This is a genomic window from Lentilactobacillus hilgardii DSM 20176 = ATCC 8290 (genome assembly GCF_000159315.1).
Classification (GTDB): Bacteria; Bacillota; Bacilli; order Lactobacillales; family Lactobacillaceae; genus Lentilactobacillus; species Lentilactobacillus hilgardii.
Map to the genome: position 1 here is coordinate 426,370 of NZ_GG669993.1, position 22,535 is coordinate 448,904.

The window sequence follows — 22,535 nt, forward strand, 5'->3', positions numbered from 1 at the left end:
TTTAAAGAATGTAACGTGAAAGATCTTTGTTACCAGCAAGCTTGCCAACCTTATCATCCACATACTTTTCCGTAATTGTGATATCACCCATCTGCATATCGGGGCCCTCATATAAAATATCCTCAAGCAGTTTTTCAAGGATCGTGTGTAGTCGACGAGCACCAATATTATCAGTATTGTGATTAACTTCAGTTGCAATCTCGGCAATGCGATTGATAGCTTCAATTGTGAAGGTAACTTTAATATTATCCGTTCCGATCAGTGCAATATATTGTTTGGTGAGCGAGTTGGTTGGTTCTGTCAAAATCTTGACAAAATCATCTTTGCTTAAATCATCCAATTCTACCCGAATTGGAAAGCGACCTTGTAATTCGGGAATCAAATCTGACGGTTTGCTTTCCGCAAAAGCACCCGAACCAATGAAAAGCATATGATCGGTGTTGACCGGACCGTACTTTGTATTGACTTGTGATCCTTCAACAATTGGTAAAATATCTCTTTGAACCCCTTCACGAGATACCTCACCTGAATTTTGAGCCTTACCGGGGGCAATTTTATCAATTTCGTCAATAAAGATGATACCCGTATTTTCGGCACGAATAATCGCATTATGGTATAAGTCAGCCTTATTAACAAGGTCCTCTGAAGCTTGACGAATCAAAATTTCACGCGCTTCACTCACTGGAACAGTCCTTTTAATCTTTTTCTTTGGCATTAAACCAGAGAGCGTATCATTTAAATCTATCCCCATCTGATTCATCATTGAATTTTGTCCGGAAGCTTGTTGTGAAGGATCATCCATCTCAATTTCAACTTCTTCATTTTCTAAAAGGCCGGCACGCAATTTATCAGAAACAGACATCCGCTTTTCTCGGATATCATCAGTAACTTCTTCTTGATCATCATTTTCAGAAGGCATCTGACCATTTTGCATTTGTGTAAACATGTTCATTAAATTCTGCATGTCGTTTTGACGGTTCTTTTTCTTTTGAGTTGGTACCAAGAGTTTAACCAATTGATTATTAGCCTGCTTTTCTGCATCGTTACGCACATCTTTATATTCATCATTTCGCTCAAGTAAAACGGCATTTTCAACTAGGTCACGGACCATTGATTCAACATCACCGCCGACATAGCCAACCTCGGTAAACTTTGTAGCTTCAACTTTAACAAAGGGTGCCTTGACTATTTTTGCAAGTCGCCGGGCAATTTCAGTTTTACCAACACCGGTAGGTCCGATCATCAAAAGGTTTTTCGGTGAAATCTCATCCTGCATGGATTTTGAAAGCTGCATTCGACGGTATCGATTACGCAAAGCAACCGCAACTGCCTTTTTAGCTTCATTCTGGCCAACAATGTACTGATCTAAAACTTCAACGATTTCCTTTGGGGTTTGTGTGGACTCTGTCAATTGAATCTCTCCTCTATATTTCTTCAGAAATGACATTTTGATTTGTAAAAATGTCAATATTTCCAGCAATGTGAATGGCAGCTTCGGCAATTTCTCTGGCACTCATGCTTTGCGCGTGATGCTTCATAGCAGTTGCAGCTGCCAGTGCAAAATTGCCACCAGATCCAATAGCAAGAATGTCATCATCTGGTTCAATGACTTCACCTTGTCCGGATACCAATAGTAAATCTTTATCATTCATTACAATGAGCAAAGCCTCAAGTTTTTGCAATTGCTGATCGCCCCGCCAATCTTGGGCAAGTTCAACTGCGGAACGCTTTAAGTCGCCATCATACTGACTTAACTTCTTCTCAAATCGTTCTTCAAGATTAAACGCATCTGCTACACTTCCGGCAAATCCGACCACAACCTTACCTCCGTATATCCGACGAACTTTATGAGCAGTTCCTTTCATAATGACCTTTTCACCCATTGTGACTTGACCATCGCCGGCCATTGCTAGATGGCCACTATGACGAACTGCTACAATTGTTGTTGCTTCAAATTTTATTGGCATAATAAGCTCCTTCATTTTTTTGGTTTTAAAGATTGATTGTTTCTTGGAAAATATTTCTGGTAATCATTCATCAAGTGAGACTTGGTCACATGCGTATATATTTGCGTCGTTGACAAACTGCTGTGACCAAGAAGTTCCTGCACCGAACGCATGTCGGCACCGTTATTTAACATTTCCGTTGCAAATGTATGTCGTAACATATGCGGATGAATATTAGTGGTCAAACTACTCTGCTTGATGATTCCATTTAAAATATACTCAATTCCTCTGGAAGTCAACGGTTTTCCGAAATGATTAACAAAGAGATAATCGTGCTTTTGATGATATTTGGTCATCAATGGTTCCCGTGATTCTTTAAGGTAACTTTCAACTGCCCGTTTAGCTGGTTCCCCAAACGGCACATATCGTTGTTTGCGACCTTTCCCAGTCACTAAAATCAGTTGGTTTTCCAAGTCAATATCCTTCAACTGAATCGTGACACCTTCGCTGACTCGGATTCCCGTTGAATAAAACACTTCTAAAATAGCGGAATTGCGAAAAGCAAGTTTACGTTCCCCTTTTTTGGCCGCAGAAAAGAGCGCTTGCATTTCGGTAGGATAAAAAAATCGCGGTAAACGGCGATTTTGATTTTTTAAATGAACGTACTCGAAAGGATTATTTTTGATAACCTCGTTTTTAATTAAAAAGCCGTAAAATGAACGTAACGCAGACACCTTCTGGGCAATACTATTGCGCGCATACTTCTTATCATAAAGCCCTGTTAAGTAGGACTCAACATCAAAAGAATCAATCTTTATCAAAGACGTATGATCCTTGGAAGTCTCATTTAAGAATTTAAGAAATTCAGTCAAATCATTTTGATAAGCCTGAACTGTGTCCTCAGAATAGTGCCGTTCACTTCGGAGATATTTTAAAAACCAATCCATATTTTTTCGATCATCCATTTTAACACCGACTTTCCAGCAAAAAACAATTCTCTTTGACAAGGTATCGACCCTTTTTATCATATCAAATTACCAATTAAATTTCTTATTAAACAGTCAAATATGGTTAATATTTTAAAAAATCTCAAACGTTTGTTCGGCAATATGCTCTTTCAACACAAAAACCGCATCCACTTGGGATACGGTTTGCTTTTTGTGATTAGCCACGTGGGCGAACAGATGCCTTAATACGAGCAGCTTTACCTTGCAATGCACGCAAGTAGTAAAGTTTAGCACGACGTACACGGCCGTGTCTGATAACTTCTAGTTTATCAACTCGTGGTGAATGAAGTGGGAAGATACGTTCAACACCAACACCGTTACTTACTTTACGAACGGTGTATGTAGCTTGAATGCCTGAACCCTTGCGTTTAATAACAACGCCTTCGAATAACTGGATACGTTCTCTGTTACCTTCAACAACCTTAACGTGGACACGAACAGTATCTCCTGCACGGAAATCTGGCATATCATTACGTAGTTGTTTTTCGTTGATCATATCGATCAATTTATTTTGTCGCATAAACAAATCTTCCTTTCACTAACATTCATTATCTTGTTTGACAGCGGAATGTTGTTTTGCGGCTCGCGCCAAAAGAAAGTTTAACACAAAGTTCAGTCCTCTGTAAAGGGCTTTTTCTTGTCAGCCTGCTTTTCCTCTTCTTCAATACGAACATCCGCAAATAATTTTTTTTGAATACTGGATAATTTTCGATGATCAATTAAATCCGGTCTTCGCAGATAGGTCCGTCGAAGCGCTTCTTTCTGATTCCATAAAGCAATTTTCTTATGATCACCATTCATTAATACTTCAGGTACTTTCATACCGCGAAAATCTGCTGGACGAGTATATTGTGGCTCTTCCAACAATCCCGTAGAAAATGATTCTTCAACCTTTGACTGATTATTACCCAAAACGCCCGGAATAAGTCGCGTAATTGCGTCAATCATCACCATCGCAGGCAACTCACCACCGGTTAAAACAAAATCTCCAAGAGAATATTCATCTGTAATAATTGATCGAATTCTCTCATCATAGCCCTCATAATGACCACAAACAAATGTTAAATGTTCATCTGAAGAAAGCTTTTCGGCATCTTGTTGTGTAAATGTTTTTCCAGCTGGATCCATTAAAATCACTTTTCCGGCTGGATAACCAGCTTTTTGTGACACGACTTTTGTATGATCATACGCATCAATAATTGGTTGTGCCTGCAAAAGCATCCCTGCTCCGCCACCAAATGGATAATCATCAACATGTCTATGCTTATCTTCCGTAAACTCACGAAAATTCGTGACTTCTAAATCAATTGTTTGATTCTCGATAGCCCTTCCAATAATCGAATCGTGCATAGGTACCGCAAACATTTCTGGAAACAAACTTAACGCATCAATTCGCATCGTCTAGGCCCTCCGGAATCTCTACATTAATTTTGTGATTTTTAAGATCGACTTCTTTAATAACGGAATCAATTTTAGGCAGTAATAAATCTTTTTTGGCCTTCCGTTGAACGACCCAGACATCATTGGCTCCGGGAGATAAGATTTCTTTTACCTGGCCAACCAGATTATCTCCTTCATAAACATCCAGTCCAATAATTTGGTGATAATAATATTCACCCGGTTTTAAATCATCATCTGAGAGACTGGTTGCGCCAATCAAAAGTGTCGATGGTTTTAAAAATTCAACATCATTAATTGTCGGGTAACCTTTAAAATGTAAAAGCACAAAACCTTTATGTTTTCGGACGCCATCTATTTCTAACGAAATTAAGGCCTTGGACTTTTCGGTTTGGGCAAAAATCGTGTTCCCTTTTTTAAATCTTTTTTCTGGAAAATCGGTAATTGCGATCACTCTTACTTCACCCTTGAGTCCCTGTGTGTTAACAATTTTTCCAACGTTATAGTAGTCCATTTAATCCTCCATCCAAATAATAAAAAAGCTCTCAAACAAAACATTCGTTTCGCTTAAGAACCACTTTACTGTTTTTCATCGTCAACGATTAAACGAGCTTTTTTAGGCCCATTAACTGGGACACTATAAACAACCGTTCGAATAGTCTGAATCACGTGACCATGTTTGCCAATGATTCGTCCAACATCCTCTTCGTTTAACTGAAGATGATATTCCATAAAACGATCAGACTCATTATGCGAAATTTGAATTTCGTCAGGATAATCGACTAACGGTGAAACAATCTTTTTAATTAATCTATCAACACTAACCATGATGACAAATCACTCACTTACTTTTTTGAGTATTTAGCGTCGTGATATTTCTTCATGATACCTGCATCTGATAATAAGTTACGAACAGTATCAGATGGTTGAGCACCATTGTTTAACCAGTTCATGATTGATTCCTCTTCAAGAGTAACCTTAGCTGGTTGAGTTAATGGGCTGTAAGTACCAACATTTTCGATGAAACGACCGTCACGAGGGCTACGTGAATCTGCAACTACGATACGGTAGTAAGGACGTTTCTTTGAACCCATGCGTTTTAAGCGAATCTTTACTGACATGCATTTTACCTCCTATAATCATTTAACGATTAATAATATACCAGTATTTTCAGTGCTTGTAAAGGTTTTTTTCTTTACACCGTTAAAACTCTTTAAAATATTGGTTTTTAATGCTTTTTACGTTTCTTTTTTAATCGCTTCTTTTTGTTCTTTTTCATTTTCCGACCAAACTGTTTCATTGCCAACTTGGAGAGCTTACCGCCCATCCCGGTCTGCCCCATCATATTTTCCATTCCGGACATGTTTCCCTTGGAAACTTTATTCATCATCGTCTTCATTTGACCAAATTGCTTAATCATCCGATTGACCTCTTGAATCGGCCGACCGGATCCCCGAGAAATCCGCCGTCTACGTGACGGATTCATAACATCTGGGTCTGTTCGTTCCTGTTCAGTCATTGAATAGATAATTGCTTTTAAATGATCCATGTCCTTTGGATTCATATTAACGTTTTGAAGGGCTGGGTTATTAGCCATCCCCGGAATCATCTTCATAATTTCATCCAAAGGGCCCATCTTTTGAATCTGATCCAACTGATCAAGAAAATCATTGAAATCAAACGTATTTTCTTTAATCTTTTCAGATAATTCTTCGGCCTGTTTTTGGTCATATTCTTTCTGGGTTTTCTCAATCAGGGAAAGCATATCACCCATTCCCAAAATACGAGAAGCCATCCGATCGGGGTGAAAGACATCCAAGTCTTCCATTTTCTCCCCTTGGCCGACAAATTTAATCGGTTTACCTGTAACCGCGCGGATTGAAAGCGCAGCACCACCCCGGGTGTCACCATCTAATTTTGTTAATACAACACCAGTAACATCAAGTGTCTTATCGAATCCCTCTGCCGTCGCAACAGCATTTTGCCCAGTCATTGCATCAATAACCAGCAAGATTTCATCAGGATTAACAGCCTTTTTTATGTTACCAAGTTCGTCCATCAACTTTTCATCAATTTGAAGACGACCTGCAGTATCAATAATCACATAGTCGTTATGATCTTCCTTGGCCTTTTCAAGACCTCGCTTGGCAATCTCAACCGGATCAACATCCGTTCCAAGCTGAAAGACCGGCACATCCACCTGTTGACCAACCGTTTGTAATTGTTCAATAGCTGCTGGTCGATAAACATCATCTGCAATTAATAACGGTCGGGCATTTTGCTCGTTCTTTAATTTAAGCGCCAGTTTACCAACTGTTGTCGTTTTACCGGCACCTTGAAGCCCCGACATCATGATCACCGTTGGAATTTTTTCGGATTTATTTAAGGGAACGGCTTCCTGGCCCATTGTCTTGGTTAACTCTTCGTCAACAATTTTAACAATTTGTTGAGATGGGTTTAATCCTTCAAGAACCTTGGCACCTTTTGCACGTTCTTCAACGGTTTTAACAAACGTTCGAACAACTTGGAAATTAACATCGGCTTCAAGCAATGCCAAACGAATTTCCCGCATGGTTGCACGAAGATCGGCTTCGCTAACCTTGCCCTTGCCACGGAGCTTTTTCATAGCGTTTTGTAAACGTTCAGTTAGTCCTTCAAAAGCCATTATTTCACCACTTTCATTCTTCTTCGGTAGTCTCTAAGCTACTGATCATTTTATTTAACTCGGCATCATGAGGATAGTGCTTTGCAGTATACGCTTGAATCTGATCCAATTTATCATTACGTTCAACAAAACTATGATATAAATTTAACTTATCTTCATACTGCTGCAATATTTTCTCCGATCGCCGAATATTATCGTACACTGCCTGACGGCTAATCTCATACTCTTCAGCAATTTCACCCAACGAAAAATCATCAGCATAATACAGTTGAATATAATTTGCCTGTTTTTTAGTTAATAAAGGCTCGTAAAATTCAAATAACGAATTGATATAATTAGTCTTTTCAAGTTCATTAGCCATACTTGAACTCCTCTGATTAAGTGATCTGCAAAAGCTAATGGTCCTTGGCTATAAATCAATATGCCGTTGAGTTAGCTTACACACTTACTTAGATTACCGACTTTTTTAAATGCCGTCAACTCCGGATTTAACAACCTTATTCTGAAATCAATCCTTTGAACAGCCCATAAACAAAATCATTTGGATCAAAGGGCTTCAGGTCAGTCACTTTTTCCCCAAGTCCAACGTACTTAACCGGCAAGTGAAGTTCGGAACGAATTGCTAAAACAATGCCACCTCGAGCAGTGCCATCCAGCTTGGTTAATACAATTCCAGTCACATCCGTTGTTTCTTTAAACATTTTTGCCTGTGTCATTGCGTTTTGGCCAGTAGTTGCATCAAGCACCAATAGTACCTCATGTGGTGCCTCGGGAATTTCTCGTGTCAAAATTTTCTTCATTTTGCTTAACTCGTTCATCAGGTTGACTTTATTTTGCAGCCGACCAGCTGTATCGACCATTAAAATATCATAGTGTTCATCACGCGCCTTTTTTACAGCGTCAAAAACAACTGATGATGGATCACTTTTGGGCTTACTTTTTACAATATCAACACCATCTCGTTGAGCCCAAACATTTAATTGTTCAATCGCACCCGCTCTAAACGTATCTGCTGCTGCAAGCACAACTTTCTTCCCCTGATCTTTATACATCTTGGCCATTTTGCCAATCGTTGTCGTTTTACCAACACCATTGACACCGACCATTAAAATAACAGTTGGTCCGCTCTTAGCCAAATTGATGGCGGGATTTTCGCCATTTCCAGCCTGATCATACATATCAATCAGCTTTTTCACAATAACATTTTGAACATCTTTAGGCTTCTTTGCATTCTGAAGCTTAACCTCTTCGCGCAAGTCGTCCGCAATCTTCATAGATGTTTCAAAACCGACATCAGACTCAATTAACATATCTTCAAGATCATCAAAGAAAGATTCATCCACGTGTCTAAAATTAGCCAATAACGCATTGAGCTTTTGACCAAATGATGAGCGGGACTTAGCTAATCCCTTCTCATATGATTGAGTTGCCCCACTTTCTGATGCGGTCTCAGAATCCATACCTGCTGTCTCGGGAGCTTCTGGTACTTTAGAATGGTCATCTACATCAGAAACCGGTTTTTCGTCGATTGTCTGTGCTTTGCCAGTAACGCCTGTATCCAAAGGTCCTTCTTGTTTCTTATCCTCATCATGCACATTGCTTTTCGAGGGATCAATAGTTGGCTTTCCCCCGGTTTCAACAGCTTCTGATACGTCTGGAGTCGATGCTTGAGCAACTGGCTTTGTCTTCTCGGCGTTCTGTGAATCTTTTGAAAATGAAACACTTGAATCCTTGGTTTCGTCAGCCTTTGAGTCCTCACTCTTACTTTTAGCAGCACTTTCCGGCTCATTCTGGTGAGATGATTCCTGTTTAACTTCCTGTTCAACCGATTTGGATTCTTCGGTAGCTTGTTGCTGATCTTGAACAGATTTGGTTTCTTGTTTTTCTTTTTCTTCGTCCTTGTTCTTCTTCGAACGACGTCTAAAGATATCAAATAAGCCCATTTAACTCACCTCTGTTTTTAAATTATCCAAATTAACACTTACAACTTTTGAAACGCCTGATTCTTGCATGGTAATGCCATAAAGCGTATCAGCATAAATCATTGTTTCCTTTCGGTGGGTAATAACAATGAATTGGGTCTCATCGCCAAATTTTTTCAAATACCTAGCAAATCTATCCGCATTAAAGGGATCCAGAGCAGCCTCTGCCTCGTCTAAAATGCAGAAAGGCACAGGTGACACCTTAATAATTGCAAAAAGCAGCGTGATTGCCGTTAATGCCTTTTCCCCACCCGAAAGTAGGCTCAAGCTCCGATAATTCTTACCAGGCGGTTTAACCATTATTTCAATGCCAGTTGTCAGCATATTGTCAGGATCCGTTAGGACTAATTTTGCTTCACCGCCACCGAACATCTCAACAAAAACCTTTGAAAAGGACTTTGCTACTTTATCAAAGGTTGTTTGGAATTTTTTGGAAATTGTTGTGTCCATTTCACCCATAGTAGACGTCAGATGATTTTTGGCATCTGTTAAATCCTGCTGTTGTTTCAATAAAAAGTCATAACGATCGGAAACATCTTGAAATTCCTGAATAGCTGAAATATTGACGGGACCAATCTCATTAATACCCGTTCTCAATAATTTTATTTGTCGAGAAATCGTTTCCAGATCCCAATTCCATTCGGTGTGGCTTAAATCTGATTTGAGGATCCCGAAATCATGAGATAGTTGATTAAGTGAGCTATCCAATGATTTTTGAAGATTTTGAAAATCCTCCCGATTATTTTTCAATTCATATGTGGCATTATTCAAATTCATTTGTTGATTTCGAATGTCATTTTGTAATTGATCGTATTGCTTATCTGACCGATCAACCAACTCCTTTTGTGTTTTCAAAGAAGTTGTTAATGCTCTTTGTTTGTCAGAGCTTTCTTTAATTAATTTTGTAATCTTTTCAGGATCGATCTGCTCAGAAAGATCCGCTTGAAGATTTTTTGATCGTGTCTCCAAATCCTGACGTTGATTTTTCAATTGATCAAACTGACTTGAGAGTCTTTTTTGATCGTCTTGATAATGCTGCAACTGTTCTTTCGAAATGACAATTTGGTCATGTAATGATTGCTTTTGTTTTTCAAAACTTTCAGCGTTTTTCTTTACATCACTAAGTAGTGACTGGTTCTTTTCTATGGCAGATGCCACTTGCTTAATTTCTTGGTCCAATTGTGATTTTTTTAAAACCAGATTTTGATCTGAAGAATCTTGGTTTTGCTGTTTAACGTTATGCAAAGATAGCTTTAACGCATCAAGTTCCCGTTTTTGACTGGTTTTGGAAGCTCTTAAAGAATCCAGCGCTGATTTTTGTGCATCAACCATCTGCCCTGACTGAAACACCAATTGTCTGCCGCGATCAAAGGAAGCCTGAATCTTCTGCAGCTCTTGTTTAGCAATTTGCAGTTGATGTTCTTTTTCAGTCAACTTGACTGACATCTCCTTGGTTGAAGCTTCAAGCTTCTCAAGTTCACTTTTTTGAACAAGAACGCCTTGCCCCTCTGATCTATTTGCGCCCCCGGTTAGTGACCCACCAGCATTAACAATCTGGCCATCCAAAGAAACAATACGCGTTCTATGATTGATTTGTTGAGACAGCTGAATGGCATCATCCAACGTTTCAGCAATCAGGGTTGTCCCCAAAAGGAAGTCAAGAATCGCTTGGAATTCTTCCGGCACGGAAACTAGATTGGAAGCAATCCCAACATATCCGGAAACTTGTTTTGCTGACGAAACTATGCCGGCATTTAAAAATCTAGATTTGATTGTTGAAACCGGCAATAATGTGACACGGCCATATCGATTCTTGGTCATAAATTTAATTGCCGCCGATGCACTTGTATTATCACGAACAATGATATGTTGTGCCTGACTGCCAAGTGCAGTTTCAATCGCTTTTACGAACCGATCATTTACCTTAACATAATCTGAAACCGGCCCATAGATACCCTCAAGAGCCGATCGATGTCTAAGCAGGTTAGCTGTTCCCCGATAAAAAGCCCTGTAGGAGTCATGCAAATTCTTCAATGAATTAACTTTAGCTTTAGCCTGTTCAGCAATTTTTAAAGCGGACAACCAGTTTGACTGCGTTTCATTGACAAGATCAGTCTTTTGTTTCAACAATCGTTTTAAGTCGGTTAATTTTTGTTGCTCATTTTGCAACTTTTTCACCGATCCCTGATAGGCTTCATCCTTATCTCGGATTTGACTTTCAAGATTTTCTAAGTCGCTGTTAGCACGTCCAATCCGCTGTTGCTGGGCGCCGGTTTGTTCATTAAATCGCTGTGCATCTTTTTGATTCATTAAGATTTGATTTTTTAAATCACTCTGTTGCTGTAAAAGGTCAAAGTATTGACTATGCCCTTTCTTAATTTTTTCTTCAATAACAGGAACACTGTTTTCGTCAGCAGTCTGTTGAACTTTTCGCAAGTTACTTCTATTAACCGTTAACGCGACTTGTGTCTGATTGACCAATTTAGACGATCGGGCCAATTTCTTTTCTAATTCTGAAAGTCGCTGATTAATGGTCTTAAGTTGATTTGAAACTCGCTTCATATCTGCATTCTTAAAACTACTTTCCTGAGAAGACAATTGTTGTTTGCTTTTCAAAGACTCAATACGTGTTGCAATTGATACCAACGTCGTATTGAGTTTATCAACCTGTTGGCGTCCAGAATTCAATGCTTTTTTCAGCTTATTACGCTGTTGCTCTTTTTGGTGGACCCGAGCCGTGAGCCGATCCACAACCAGCTGTGATCCACTCACTTTTTGAACCAATATTTGTTCTTGAAGGATCTGACCTTTAGCGGTCATTATTAACTGTTCTTTTTCCAACTCGTCAAGGCGTTTCTTTTGATCTAGATAATCAGTTGCTTGACTGCTTTGTTCTTCCAAAGGTTTTAATCGGACCTTCAGTTCATGAATAATGTCATTAACCCGATCAAGATTATCACTTGTCTGGACAATCTCAGCCTGCGCCGTCGTTTTCTGGCGCTTATACTTATAGACACCCGCAACGTTTTCAATGATTGAACGACGTTCGACCGATTTACTATTAAAAATTTTCTCAACATTCCCTTGAGAAATAATTGATAAACTACCTTGCCCAATTCCAGTGTCCATAAAGAGACTGGCAATGTCTTTCAAACGACATTGCTTTTCATTAATAAAATAAGAACTGTCCCCATTACGAAATAATTTTCGTGAAACCTTGATTTCTGAATATGGTGAGTCAAGATAATGGTCAGAATTATCCAATAGTAAAGTAACGGCCGCCATATTAAGCGACCGTCGATCAGCCGAACCGGAAAAAATAACATCAGGCATCCGAGAACCCCGCAAATTTTTGGCAGACTGCTCCCCCAGTACCCAACGAATGGCTTCGGCTATATTACTCTTTCCACTTCCATTAGGGCCAACGATTCCAGTCATTCCATTCGGAAAAGATATTTTTGTTTTTTCGGCGAATGATTTAAAGCCAATAATTTCAATGGATTTAAGTTGCACGATGTTTCTCCAATCTAAACTAAATTATCTTCCCGTTTACTAAAATGTTTTAAAGCTTCTTGGGCAGCTCGTTGTTCCGCATCCTTCTTAGAATGGCCAATACCGACTCCTAATAGTTTATCGTCAATTGCGACATTAACTTTAAAGAGTCGATCATTATCAGGGCCGTACTCATCAACCAATTCATAATCAATATCAACAGGGCCATCGGCTTGAGCCAACTCCTGTAGTTCAGTCTTATGATCAAAGAATTTAGCAAACATCCCTTCATCCAACTTGGGAAAGATCACTTGTTGAACAAAGCCCTCGACAACCTTTTTTCCTTGATCCAGATAGAGTGCGCCCACAAATGATTCGAAAATATCACATAAAAGCGAATCGCGGTCACGAGCGCCGGCCTTCTCTTCACCTTTCCCCAAACGGATATATTTATTAAAGTGGCATTCCCTGGCAAACGTACTGAAACTCTGCTCATTAACCATTGCAGCTCGCAATCTCGTTAGCCGACCCTGAGGAAGTTTAGGATAGCGTTTGAAAATATATTCTGACACAATCAACTGTAGAACAGCATCGCCTAAAAACTCCAGTCGCTCATAAAACTTTAGATGCTGATCACGATGTTCATTGACATATGATGCCTGTGTAAAAGCCTCATCAAGTAAATCCTGATCATCAATATGAATATTAAAGTCCTGCTTTAACATCTCATTTAATCCTGGTATCAAATAATTGCCTCCAAATTAATGTGCAAATTCGTTACATCAACAATTTCGACCATCAAAAGTTAATCTTTTTGATGACTCATAACATAATCAACAGCTTCGTCAATTGTATTTAGCTTTTCTGCATCGTCGTCAGAAATCTCTGCGTTAAATGTATCTTCAAGATCAAGAACGAATTCAACAAAATCAATTGAGTCAGCATCTAAATCCTTACGGAAATTCAAACTGCCGTTAATTTTTTCACGATCAATATCGAATTGATCCGCGACTAAGTCTGCAATTTTATTAAATACTTCATTTTTATCCATCATATTACACCTATTCCAATTTATTAATTCAAAAACTATTATATCAAACTATTTACTGTTTTTAATAGTCTCTTTAATCTCCTGAAGCTGATCGGTATGACTGTTTAAATAATTATTTAGATCAGAAATCATTTTAGAATCAATCATTTGCTTAATTTGACCAATTGTATTCTTAACAGTCGGCGCTTTGCTACTACCATGTGTTTTTACAACCGGCGCTTTGACACCCATTAAAACAGCACCGCCATATTGAGAATAATCCATTGATTTGGCAATTTGGCCAAAGGTCCCCTTTAGCATGGCCGCACCAAGTTTGGATGTCATACCTCCAGACATGATACTCCCTTTAATCAAATGAAGCATTGATAAAGCCGTACCTTCGATACTTTTAAGAACAGCATTGCCCGTAAAACCGTCCGTTACAACAACGTCAGCTGCGCCATTTAGTAATTCACGAGATTCAACATTCCCAATAAAGTGAATATCAGAGTCATCGGCTAAAAGATCATGCACTTTTCGATGATCCATATCTCCTTTGTCAGCCTCAGTACCATTATTTAACAAGCCAACACGCGGATTGTTAACCTTCATAACGTTTGAAGCATAATACTTACCCATTAAAGCATACTGATACATATTCAAAACCTTTGTATCCGCATTGGCACCAACGTCAAGCATCACAAAGTTTTTTTGATCATCCTTCGTAATAACTGGGAGCGTTGTTGCGAGCCCAGGACGATCAATGCCCTTAATTCGACCAATAATAAACAGGCCGGATGCTAAAATTGCCCCAGTATTACCGGCCGAGAAAAACGCATCCGCCTGCCCCTCTTTAACAGAAGTTGCTGCTAAAACCATGCTGGATTGTTTTTTGGTCCTAACAGCCTTAACAGGTTCATCACCCATTTCGATGACCTCGTCAGCCTGTTTGACCTCGATTCTGGTATCATCCTTTAAGTATTTTTGGATTTGATCAGTTAACCCAAATAGAAGAAACTCAATATCGGGATAGGCATCTCTGGCAAGCTCGATGCCCTCAACAATCTCTTTGGGCGCATAATCTCCACCCATTGCATCAACGGCAATTTTCATTTTTGAATCTCCTTAGTCATAATTAATAGTTTGATTAAATTGCAAATACTTTGCTAATTGTACATTCTCTGGCTTGTTTTTCCAATGCTTTTCGGCCGTAATATTTTGCGCTTCCTGATTAGCAACTGTCAAAATATTTAAATCACCAACAGGGTCGGCAACTTTAAAGTCGGGCATTCCCGACTGTTTTGCTCCGGTAATATCCCCTTGCCCTCTTAGTTCCAGATCCTTTTGGGATAGAAAAAAACCGTTAGTGCTACTGGCAACAGCTTTCATTCTTTCCTTGCCAACCTCATTTTTAGGATCAGCAATTAAGACACAATAGGATTGGGTTGAACCACGGCCAACTCTTCCACGAAGTTGATGCAGTTGAGCAAGGCCAAAATGATCAGCATCAAAAATTAACATCGTGTTTGCATTTGCAACATCGACCCCAACCTCAATTACCGTTGTTGCAACCAATACTTGAAATTGATTATTTTTAAAGCTGACCATTGTGTCATCTTTTTCCTGATTGGACATTTGGCCATGCAACAGCCCAACCTTAAATTGTGGTTCAAAAATTGTTTTAAAGCGCTCAAAAATGGCCACCGCGTTTTTCATATCAACAGCTTCCGATTCTTCAATAAGCGGTGTCACAACATATACTTGATTGCCATTGTCAAGTTGCTTTTTAACAAACCGAATCGCACTATTGGTCTTTGCCGATGTTATCCATGTTGTTTTAATCGGCTTTCTACCGGAGGGAAGCTGATTAATAATTGAAACATCCATATCACCATACATCGTAATCGCAAGCGTCCTGGGAATTGGTGTTGCAGTCATTGCCAACATATTGGTACTGGTTCCCTTTTGACGAAGTGCCTGTCTTTGATTAACACCAAATCGATGTTGTTCATCAATCACTGCCAACCCCAAATTGTCATATTGCACGTCATTTTGAAATAAGGCGTGAGTCCCAACTATCAGATCCACCTCACCGCTTTGAATGCTTGGCAGCATTGCTCGTCGAGCCGCCGCTGAAGTATCTCCGGTTAATAATGCAATATTGACATCTAAACCATCAAACATTTTTGCAAAATTATTTGCATGCTGTTCTGCTAAGATTTCGGTAGGTGCCATAATTGCAGCCTGCTTATGGGCACTGATTGTTGCTAGAATAGCCATTGCAGCAACAACCGTTTTGCCGCTTCCCACATCTCCCTGAAGCAGTCGATTCATCTGAATGGGACGATTTAAGTCAGCCAAAATCTCACGGGCAACTTTTTGTTGTGCCGGTGTTAAATCAAATGGTAAACTTTTTTGAAACTTCTCTAACAAACTCTGTTGATAATGAATTTGCGCGTGCGGATCCGTTTTTCGATGAGATTCCCTTAGAATTTGCACTTTCATTGCAAATAAGAAGAATTCCATAAATTTTGCGGTTCTGAAAGCACGCTGTGCAGCTTTGGGTGATTCTGGAAAATGGATATTTCGAATTGTGTCCGGAAAAGATTCCAATCGGTATTTTGCTCTTAATTTATCCGGAATCACATTTGTTAATTGAGTGTGATACATATCATATGCCATCTTAATTAACGATTTAATTGTGGCTTGTTTAACCTCTTTACTTGCCGGGTAAATTGAATCGAATGAATTAGAACTCTGATCAGTTAAAATTTTCATACCTTGAATTTGATTTCTGGATCGATTATAAGTCCCGAATACAATGATCTCATCATTTGAATTAACTTCCCTTTTCAGCCATGGCTGATTAAAAAAAGAAACCGTGTAGATATTGTCATTGATTTTCAGACGAAAGACTAAACGACTTTTTTTACGCCCGAAATAGGTAAGGGTTGGCGGCGCAATAACCATTCCCTTTACCGTTACTTTTTGACCATCAATGGCATTTGAAAGATCTTTAATTGATAAATCATCGTATCGGCGAGGGAAGTACGTCAGCAAGTCATTAATCGTGTTAATTCCCAGCTTATTGAGTGCAACCAAACGCTTAGTGCCTACTCCTTTTAGTACGGCCACCGAATCGTTTAAACTAGTCAAATTGACCGTTCCTTTCGTTTTAAAAATGTCTTGGTCATATCCAAAATCTACGAGTTTAAAAGACCAAAAGTCCTTAGAAGACAAGTCCCTTAATGACGGCAGAAAGAGGTTGGGAACCAAAGTATCATAACTTTTGTCCCAGCCTCTCTTCACTGCTTATACTATTCTACAGAAATTAAAAACGGATAAACCGGCTGATCGCCTTCATGAACTTCAACTTCGAGTTCGTCATCCAACTGAATGATCCCGGCTTGGACTTTATCAGCAAGTCTTTCATTGGCGTTATCTCCCCAAATGATTGTAATTGCTTCACTATCATCGTCCAACATCTTGCCGACCATTGAAACGGCTGTTTTAATCAAATCATCATCGACTGCTACAATTTCTCCATCTGCAATGCCCATATACTGATCTTTTTTAATTTCAAGACCATCAATATTGGAATCACGGATTGCCGTTGTGACTTGTCCGGATTTAACCGTTGGTAAATTATCTTCCATTGCCTTTTGATTCTCATCTAGCGCATTTTCCGGGTTAAAGCCCAGCATTGCCGTAATTCCCTGGGAAATTGTTTTAGAATGAACAATAGCCGTTGGTATATCAACAACTTCAGCCGCCTGTTCAGCAGCTAAGAAAATATTTTTATTGTTAGGCAGCACAATAACCTGTTTTGCATGCGTCTCTTGAATGGCATTCACAATATCAGCAGTGCTGGGATTCATTGTTTGTCCACCATTAACAATGTAATTGACACCCAAGCTCTTAAATAAATCATTAAGTCCCTTACCGGAAGAAATTGAGATAATGGCAGTATCGGAAGCCGGTTGGTCTGCTTTGGCGTCAATACTTTCTGCCTTTTGAATCGGTGAAGATATATCCTTTTCATCATCATTTTCGATAATTGTTTCTTGCTGCAAACGCATGTTATCAACTTTAACAGTTGCTAAATCGCCAAACTCCTGACCCCAGGCAAGGACCTTACCGGGATGCTCGGTGTGAACGTGAACCTTAACGATTTCCTCATCATTCACAACCAATAGTGAGTCGCCTAATTTAGCAAGATAATCATAAAAGGTTTGATAATCAAATTTGCGATCAACCTCTTTACCTTTTCCAATTCGAACCATTATTTGCGTACAATAACCATAAACGATATCATCAGGATCTAGTTTGCTTTGAACACTTTGGTGATGAGCTGCATCAATCATTTCTGTCATTTCCGCATCCGTTGGTTGATATTCACCCTTTTCAGCGTCTACACGGCCGTTTAGCACGTCATCAAAAGCCTCCAAGACAAACATGAGCCCCTGACCGCCAGAGTCAACGACACCCACCTGTTTAAGGACAGGCAAAAGATCCGGCGTCTTTTTTAACGCGATTTTTGAGTTTTTGTAAACAGCATCCATTACAGCTACAATATCATTTGTGGTTGCAGCTGTTTTTTTGCCGGCTTGTGCTGCCATTCTAATAACCGTTAAAATTGTTCCTTCTGTCGGCTTCATAACTGACTTGTAAGCCGTTTCGGTACCAGATACAAAGGCGTCAGCCAGATCCTGAGCGCTTAATGTTTCCTTATTTTCAGTTGATTTTGAAAATCCTCTAAAAATTTGAGAAAGAATCACACCGGAATTCCCTCTGGCACCCATTAGCAACCCTTTTGCCAAAGATGAGCAAAGACTGCCAACACTTGTACTAACGTCCTTATTAACATACTTATAACCGCTTGCCAGCGACAAGCTCATATTTGTCCCAGTATCCCCATCGGGAACCGGGAAAACGTTTAAAGAATTTATAAAGTCAGTATTTTTATTTAATTTATTAGATGCAGCTTGAACCATCGCCGTAAATTCGGTGTTGGTAATTTCCGTTACTTTCAACTACTTTTCCTCCTTGGTCAATTGTCGTAATTTTAGTCTTCGTTTGCTACTTGAACACCCTGAACAATTACATTGACCGAATTAGCGGTTACACCAAGCATGCTTTGTAAATCATATTTAACCTTTGCCTGAACGGCTTTGGCCACCTCAGAAATCTTATTGCCATAGGCGACAATAATATAAACATTGATGACGATTTCGTTGTTATGCTGTTTAACCTCGACACCTTTGAAATAGTTTTCCCTATTCAAAATATCATTCATATTATCACGAATTTGATTACGGCTTGCCATGCCAACGACACCATAATTGTCGGTAGCAGCACCGCCAACAACGTTAGCAATGACATCATTGTCAATATCCACTGTACCAAACTTTGTTTTTATTTTGACGGCCATGTGTAACAGCCTCCTTAAATTAGTCTATCAACATATTAACGATAATTAATATTACCACAATCCCGAGCAAAACCAAAGTAAGCACCATTAAGATTAAAAGCCGTGTCAAGTATAATTACTTGAAAGAAAAGTGTTGCAATATCAAGGCAACTATGATAAATTATTCAAGTGTAATGATTCAGAAATTCAGCACTAGAATTCTTATAGAAGGGAGATTTGTTACCCCATGGCTAAAGATTTTATCAGTGGCAAACGTACTCACTTTGGTAACAAACGTTCACACGCCTTGAACTCAAGCCGTCGCAGCTGGAAGCCAAACTTGCAAAAAGTTCGGATCCTTGTTGATGGCAAACCAAAAAAAGTTTGGATCTCTGCCCGTACACTTAAATCGGGTAAAGTGACTCGCGTTTAGTTAAAAAAAGATCGATTTTATCGGTCTTTTTTTTGTGGAAAAATAAAGAATCCGGAAAACCGAATAAACTGGTTTTCCGGATTCTTTAGTCTCTGTTGCACTTTACAATAACTTTATTCATAACAACTCTGCGACACCAATTTATAATACCGACTTAAACTTGAAATGTTAATCAAGCGTTTGCGTCTTGATTCGATCCATCGGAATATGACGCTGTTCATATTTTTCATCTGTTTGTCCCAAGACCAGACCTGCAACTGGTGTTTGACTCTCAGGCAGCTTCATTTCCTTTATAAGCGCTTTGTTTTGATTTAAGGCTGTAATGACGCCCCAAATATGGCATGCGCCAATCCCGAGTGCAACAGCCTCAATATTCATATTCTCAATGATAGTCGCTGCATTTGAATAAGCTGCATTATCTGCTGGTGTTTCTTGAAGTTTCGTTGACACTATAATAAATAGTGGTGCGCCATACAGCATTGACTGACTGACATTAAAAATTTGCTGTGCATTTTGATCCAAGCGATGAAGCCAATCTTGACTAGTAATCACCGTAAGCGATAAACTGTCATATTTTCCCATTGAAACCGGAGATGCATACGCGGTTGTCAAGATTTGATTTAGATCATTATCTGAAATCATTTCTCCGGTGTAAGTTCGAACGGATTTTCGATTAATAATGGCATCAATTGTCTTCAAAATAAAACTTCTTTCCCTGCTTCTTATATATAAATAAAAAAACAGTACTGACCGTAAGTTGGAAAACGTTTCAACATCCTCATTGTACCATGTTTTGAATCGGTGGAATTACCACCATTAAAACAAGCTTGTGCTCAAAAAAAGGTTGGACAAAATAACATTTGTCCAACCTCTTTTAGTATAATCACGCTTATGGCCAAGTAAGAATGTGAGAAAAACAACCTTAATTAAACCGATTAATATCCTTACTTTGAATCACACACATAACCCCACTGGCAAATTTAAATCGAGCCTTGTTACCGACAAACTCATTGCTGGCAAGAGAAACGGGGCGTTTAACCTGATAATCATTTAGTTTATATTTCTCATCAAACAGTGTTAAATGATCCATTGGTGTCAAAGCAACGAACGCCAAATATTTTTTATCGGGTTCCTTTTTGATGTCATATTCACCGGGTAAGAAAAAGGTGATCGTATTTTGCTTATCAATCATTCTGATTTTAGGCGCATATTTTTTAAATCGCGGTTCCAAGACCATCCATAAATTAGCGAGGAAATGATCCAAACGACCACCTGTGGCACCATAAATATCTAATCGATCCGCATGATGTTCTTCAATAGCCACTTTCAATCCCAATTGAGTGTCGGTGTCATCTTTTTCAGGAATTGACTGGCGGATATCTTTGATATGTGTCTTTACTAACTTTAATTCCTCAGGCTTTAATGAATCAAAATCGCCAATAGCCACAATTGGATCGATTCCCATATCAATTAAATATAGATTTCCACGATCAATACCGATCCAATCGCCATTCATTTTGCCCGCTTTCAATTCAGCAGGCCACAAGTCAATTGGCCCACCAACCAAAAGGTTTAAAACTTTCATTATCTAGTAGCATCCTTTAATGCTTTGATCTTTAAAACTGGATCGTCAGCATTAAAAATATATGAACCGGCAACGGCAACTGTAGCGCCAGCTTTGTATGCGCCAACAACAGTGGTTTCGTTAACGCCACCATCAATTTCAATATCAAAGTTCAATCCTTGTTCTTTTTTAATCTTATCTAATTCTGTAATCTTTTTAACTGTTTCAGGCAAGAACTTTTGACCACCAAATCCTGGATTAACAGTCATAACAAGAACTTGATCAACCATGTAAAGAACAGGTGTAATTGCTGATACGGGTGTTCCTGGATTAATGACCACTTCAGCCTTAACATTGCGATTTTTAATCATTTGAAGCGCACGGTGAATATGTGGTGTTGCTTCCTTATGAACACCAATAATATCAGCACCGGCATCTGCAAAGTCATCAATATAACGTTCTGGGTTTTGGACCATCATGTGAACATCCAACGTTAAGTTAGTAATCGGTTTAATTGCCTTAACCCAGCCCGGCCCATATGATAGTGCAGGCACAAAGGCACCATCCATGATATCAATATGAAGTAGCTCAGCACCACCTTTATCAACCTTTTCAATATCTCTTTGCAAATTTACATAGTCAGCACTCAAAATTGAAGGTGCAATCTTAATCATAATTAACTTCCTCACTTTTTATAATTTGGTTTACGGTTCTTAATATCAGTATACAACTGTAAATAATTTTCGTAACGGCTTTTCATAATTTGACCGGATTCAACTTGCCGTTTGACCTCGCAATCCGGCTCATTAACGTGCATACATCCACGAAAACGACATTTTGAAGATGCTCGCTTAAACTCAGGAAAATAGCCCGCAAGTTCTCGAAAATCTATATCAAGTGTATCATACGATGAGAACCCTGGGGTATCAGCAATCAACCCATCGTTGACATTTAATAATGCCACTCGACGTGTCGTATGTTTCCCACGATTCAATGCAGCCGAGATTTCACCGGTTTTTAAATCCAGATCAGGAGCCAGATGATTTAACAAAGTGGACTTCCCTGCACCGGTTTGGCCCATGATGACATTTTCTTTTTTTGAAAATAATTTACGGAGCCGATTCAAAGCTTCATCCGAAAATGCCGATTCCGGTAAAATAACTTCATATGGAATTCTTGCATAATCAGCAGCGATTGTTGCAAATACCTGTCGTTTGCTTTCGCTCAATAAATCGGTTTTGGTAAAGTAAATGATCGGCTGAATCTGGCTGATCTCTAATGCAATCAACTGCCGATCCAATAAATTACTCGAAAACTCCGGTTGCGTTGCCGCCGTTGTGACAATTGCCTGATCAATATTTGCAATTGGCGGTCGAACCAAAGAATTTTTCCTTGGCAATATTTCTAAAATATACCCCTTATCGCCATCCTCGATTTGAAACTCAACGTCGTCGCCCACTAAGGGCGTAATCTTTCGTTTCCGAAAGTTCCCCCGGGCACGAGTCCGATAAACTTTGTCATCAGCGGTATGAACATCGTAAAAACCGGCCAATGACTGATAAATTTTCCCCTTGGTCAATTAATCACCTCTGTCTTAGAATAAAAAAG

At 39.2% G+C, this 22,535-nt stretch carries 23 protein-coding genes; 1 reads left to right on the forward strand and 22 read right to left on the reverse strand.

Annotated features, from left to right (window positions below; translation table 11 throughout):
- Position 1 precedes the first annotated feature (1 nt).
- The 18 genes from hslU to HMPREF0519_RS06180 all read right to left on the reverse strand — a co-directional run bounded on the left by hslU (position 2) and on the right by HMPREF0519_RS06180 (position 18,951).
- The gene (gene hslU, locus HMPREF0519_RS06095; RefSeq protein ID WP_040472729.1) at positions 2-1,411 is read right to left on the reverse strand and encodes an ATP-dependent protease ATPase subunit HslU; all 1,410 of its coding nucleotides are present in this window, start codon (positions 1,409-1,411) and stop codon (positions 2-4) included.
- 13 nt (positions 1,412-1,424) lie between these two features.
- Positions 1,425-1,967, reverse strand: coding sequence for an ATP-dependent protease subunit HslV (gene hslV / locus HMPREF0519_RS06100; RefSeq protein ID WP_035444769.1), 543 nt, complete (start codon positions 1,965-1,967; stop codon positions 1,425-1,427).
- A gap of 11 nt (positions 1,968-1,978) precedes the next feature.
- On the reverse strand, positions 1,979-2,974 hold the full coding sequence (gene xerC, locus HMPREF0519_RS06105) for a tyrosine recombinase XerC (RefSeq protein WP_003560603.1): 996 nt from the start codon (positions 2,972-2,974) through the stop codon (positions 1,979-1,981).
- A gap of 136 nt (positions 2,975-3,110) precedes the next feature.
- The gene (gene rplS, locus HMPREF0519_RS06110; RefSeq protein WP_003554184.1) at positions 3,111-3,473 is read right to left on the reverse strand and encodes a 50S ribosomal protein L19; all 363 of its coding nucleotides are present in this window, start codon (positions 3,471-3,473) and stop codon (positions 3,111-3,113) included.
- A gap of 92 nt (positions 3,474-3,565) precedes the next feature.
- Positions 3,566-4,351, reverse strand: a complete 786-nt coding sequence (gene trmD, locus HMPREF0519_RS06115; RefSeq protein ID WP_004561579.1) for a tRNA (guanosine(37)-N1)-methyltransferase TrmD — start codon at positions 4,349-4,351, stop codon at positions 3,566-3,568.
- On the reverse strand, positions 4,341-4,865 hold the full coding sequence (gene rimM, locus HMPREF0519_RS06120; protein ID WP_003560607.1) for a ribosome maturation factor RimM: 525 nt from the start codon (positions 4,863-4,865) through the stop codon (positions 4,341-4,343). Before rimM ends, trmD begins: the two co-directional genes overlap by 11 nt.
- Before the next feature lie 65 nt (positions 4,866-4,930).
- The gene (locus HMPREF0519_RS06125) at positions 4,931-5,179 is read right to left on the reverse strand and encodes a KH domain-containing protein (RefSeq protein WP_003554190.1); all 249 of its coding nucleotides are present in this window, start codon (positions 5,177-5,179) and stop codon (positions 4,931-4,933) included.
- Positions 5,180-5,196: 17 nt separating this feature from the next.
- The gene (gene rpsP, locus HMPREF0519_RS06130; RefSeq protein ID WP_003554193.1) at positions 5,197-5,472 is read right to left on the reverse strand and encodes a 30S ribosomal protein S16; all 276 of its coding nucleotides are present in this window, start codon (positions 5,470-5,472) and stop codon (positions 5,197-5,199) included.
- A 107-nt stretch (positions 5,473-5,579) separates the two neighbouring features.
- Positions 5,580-7,016 carry a signal recognition particle protein gene (ffh, locus tag HMPREF0519_RS06135; protein WP_003560609.1) on the reverse strand — a complete coding sequence of 479 codons (1,437 nt, stop codon included), beginning with the start codon at positions 7,014-7,016 and terminating at the stop codon, positions 5,580-5,582.
- Positions 7,017-7,029: 13 nt separating this feature from the next.
- Complete coding sequence (locus HMPREF0519_RS06140) at positions 7,030-7,377, reverse strand: putative DNA-binding protein (RefSeq protein WP_004561580.1); 348 nt, start codon at positions 7,375-7,377, stop codon at positions 7,030-7,032.
- Positions 7,378-7,513: 136 nt separating this feature from the next.
- Positions 7,514-8,959, reverse strand: a complete 1,446-nt coding sequence (ftsY, locus tag HMPREF0519_RS06145) for a signal recognition particle-docking protein FtsY (RefSeq protein ID WP_004561581.1) — start codon at positions 8,957-8,959, stop codon at positions 7,514-7,516.
- Entirely contained in the window at positions 8,960-12,511 is a 3,552-nt protein-coding gene (smc, locus tag HMPREF0519_RS06150) for a chromosome segregation protein SMC (RefSeq protein ID WP_004561582.1), read from the reverse strand.
- A 14-nt stretch (positions 12,512-12,525) separates the two neighbouring features.
- Positions 12,526-13,236 carry a ribonuclease III gene (gene rnc / locus HMPREF0519_RS06155; protein WP_003560617.1) on the reverse strand — a complete coding sequence of 237 codons (711 nt, stop codon included), beginning with the start codon at positions 13,234-13,236 and terminating at the stop codon, positions 12,526-12,528.
- A 59-nt stretch (positions 13,237-13,295) separates the two neighbouring features.
- Positions 13,296-13,541 carry an acyl carrier protein gene (acpP, locus tag HMPREF0519_RS06160; RefSeq protein ID WP_190870507.1) on the reverse strand — a complete coding sequence of 82 codons (246 nt, stop codon included), beginning with the start codon at positions 13,539-13,541 and terminating at the stop codon, positions 13,296-13,298.
- Positions 13,542-13,589: 48 nt separating this feature from the next.
- Positions 13,590-14,633, reverse strand: coding sequence for a phosphate acyltransferase PlsX (gene plsX / locus HMPREF0519_RS06165; protein ID WP_004561583.1), 1,044 nt, complete (start codon positions 14,631-14,633; stop codon positions 13,590-13,592).
- Positions 14,634-14,645: 12 nt separating this feature from the next.
- Positions 14,646-16,676: an ATP-dependent DNA helicase RecG gene (recG, locus tag HMPREF0519_RS06170; protein ID WP_035462904.1), complete on the reverse strand. Its 2,031-nt coding sequence runs from the start codon at positions 16,674-16,676 to the stop codon at positions 14,646-14,648.
- A gap of 161 nt (positions 16,677-16,837) precedes the next feature.
- Positions 16,838-18,553: a DAK2 domain-containing protein gene (locus tag HMPREF0519_RS06175; protein WP_004561584.1), complete on the reverse strand. Its 1,716-nt coding sequence runs from the start codon at positions 18,551-18,553 to the stop codon at positions 16,838-16,840.
- A gap of 32 nt (positions 18,554-18,585) precedes the next feature.
- The gene (locus HMPREF0519_RS06180; protein WP_003554212.1) at positions 18,586-18,951 is read right to left on the reverse strand and encodes an Asp23/Gls24 family envelope stress response protein; all 366 of its coding nucleotides are present in this window, start codon (positions 18,949-18,951) and stop codon (positions 18,586-18,588) included.
- A 226-nt stretch (positions 18,952-19,177) separates the two neighbouring features.
- Between HMPREF0519_RS06180 and rpmB the strand changes: the two genes are divergently transcribed.
- Positions 19,178-19,363 (forward strand): 50S ribosomal protein L28, encoded by a 186-nt coding sequence (gene rpmB, locus HMPREF0519_RS06185; RefSeq protein ID WP_003554214.1) that lies wholly within the window; start codon positions 19,178-19,180, stop codon positions 19,361-19,363.
- 168 nt (positions 19,364-19,531) lie between these two features.
- On the opposite strand, the gene HMPREF0519_RS06190 is transcribed toward rpmB, so the two are convergent.
- From HMPREF0519_RS06190 to rsgA, 4 genes are all read right to left on the reverse strand, one after another.
- The gene (locus tag HMPREF0519_RS06190) at positions 19,532-20,062 is read right to left on the reverse strand and encodes a nitroreductase family protein (RefSeq protein WP_004561585.1); all 531 of its coding nucleotides are present in this window, start codon (positions 20,060-20,062) and stop codon (positions 19,532-19,534) included.
- 223 nt (positions 20,063-20,285) lie between these two features.
- Complete coding sequence (locus HMPREF0519_RS06195; protein ID WP_004561586.1) at positions 20,286-20,948, reverse strand: thiamine diphosphokinase; 663 nt, start codon at positions 20,946-20,948, stop codon at positions 20,286-20,288.
- Positions 20,948-21,601, reverse strand: coding sequence for a ribulose-phosphate 3-epimerase (gene rpe / locus HMPREF0519_RS06200; protein ID WP_004561587.1), 654 nt, complete (start codon positions 21,599-21,601; stop codon positions 20,948-20,950). Before rpe ends, HMPREF0519_RS06195 begins: the two co-directional genes overlap by 1 nt.
- Before the next feature lie 11 nt (positions 21,602-21,612).
- Entirely contained in the window at positions 21,613-22,506 is an 894-nt protein-coding gene (rsgA, locus tag HMPREF0519_RS06205) for a ribosome small subunit-dependent GTPase A (RefSeq protein ID WP_004561588.1), read from the reverse strand.
- Positions 22,507-22,535 lie beyond the last annotated feature (29 nt).

What these genes read in the sequence shown, in the direction of transcription:
- rplS (WP_003554184.1), bottom strand. Translation starts at nt 3,473, where the DNA reads ATGCGACAAAATAAATTGATCGATATGATCAACGAAAAACAACTACGT.
- rpe (WP_004561587.1), bottom strand. Translation starts at nt 21,601, where the DNA reads ATGATTAAGATTGCACCTTCAATTTTGAGTGCTGACTATGTAAATTTG.
- HMPREF0519_RS06140 (WP_004561580.1), bottom strand. Translation starts at nt 7,377, where the DNA reads ATGGCTAATGAACTTGAAAAGACTAATTATATCAATTCGTTATTTGAA.
- rpmB (WP_003554214.1), top strand. Translation starts at nt 19,178, where the DNA reads ATGGCTAAAGATTTTATCAGTGGCAAACGTACTCACTTTGGTAACAAA.
- plsX (WP_004561583.1), bottom strand. Translation starts at nt 14,633, where the DNA reads ATGAAAATTGCCGTTGATGCAATGGGTGGAGATTATGCGCCCAAAGAG.
- hslV (WP_035444769.1), bottom strand. Translation starts at nt 1,967, where the DNA reads ATGCCAATAAAATTTGAAGCAACAACAATTGTAGCAGTTCGTCATAGT.
- HMPREF0519_RS06125 (WP_003554190.1), bottom strand. Translation starts at nt 5,179, where the DNA reads ATGGTTAGTGTTGATAGATTAATTAAAAAGATTGTTTCACCGTTAGTC.
- ftsY (WP_004561581.1), bottom strand. Translation starts at nt 8,959, where the DNA reads ATGGGCTTATTTGATATCTTTAGACGTCGTTCGAAGAAGAACAAGGAC.
- rpsP (WP_003554193.1), bottom strand. Translation starts at nt 5,472, where the DNA reads ATGTCAGTAAAGATTCGCTTAAAACGCATGGGTTCAAAGAAACGTCCT.
- acpP (WP_190870507.1), bottom strand. Translation starts at nt 13,541, where the DNA reads ATGGATAAAAATGAAGTATTTAATAAAATTGCAGACTTAGTCGCGGAT.
- ffh (WP_003560609.1), bottom strand. Translation starts at nt 7,016, where the DNA reads ATGGCTTTTGAAGGACTAACTGAACGTTTACAAAACGCTATGAAAAAG.
- rimM (WP_003560607.1), bottom strand. Translation starts at nt 4,865, where the DNA reads ATGGACTACTATAACGTTGGAAAAATTGTTAACACACAGGGACTCAAG.
- xerC (WP_003560603.1), bottom strand. Translation starts at nt 2,974, where the DNA reads ATGATAAAAAGGGTCGATACCTTGTCAAAGAGAATTGTTTTTTGCTGG.
- HMPREF0519_RS06195 (WP_004561586.1), bottom strand. Translation starts at nt 20,948, where the DNA reads ATGAAAGTTTTAAACCTTTTGGTTGGTGGGCCAATTGACTTGTGGCCT.
- trmD (WP_004561579.1), bottom strand. Translation starts at nt 4,351, where the DNA reads ATGCGAATTGATGCGTTAAGTTTGTTTCCAGAAATGTTTGCGGTACCT.
- HMPREF0519_RS06180 (WP_003554212.1), bottom strand. Translation starts at nt 18,951, where the DNA reads ATGGCCGTCAAAATAAAAACAAAGTTTGGTACAGTGGATATTGACAAT.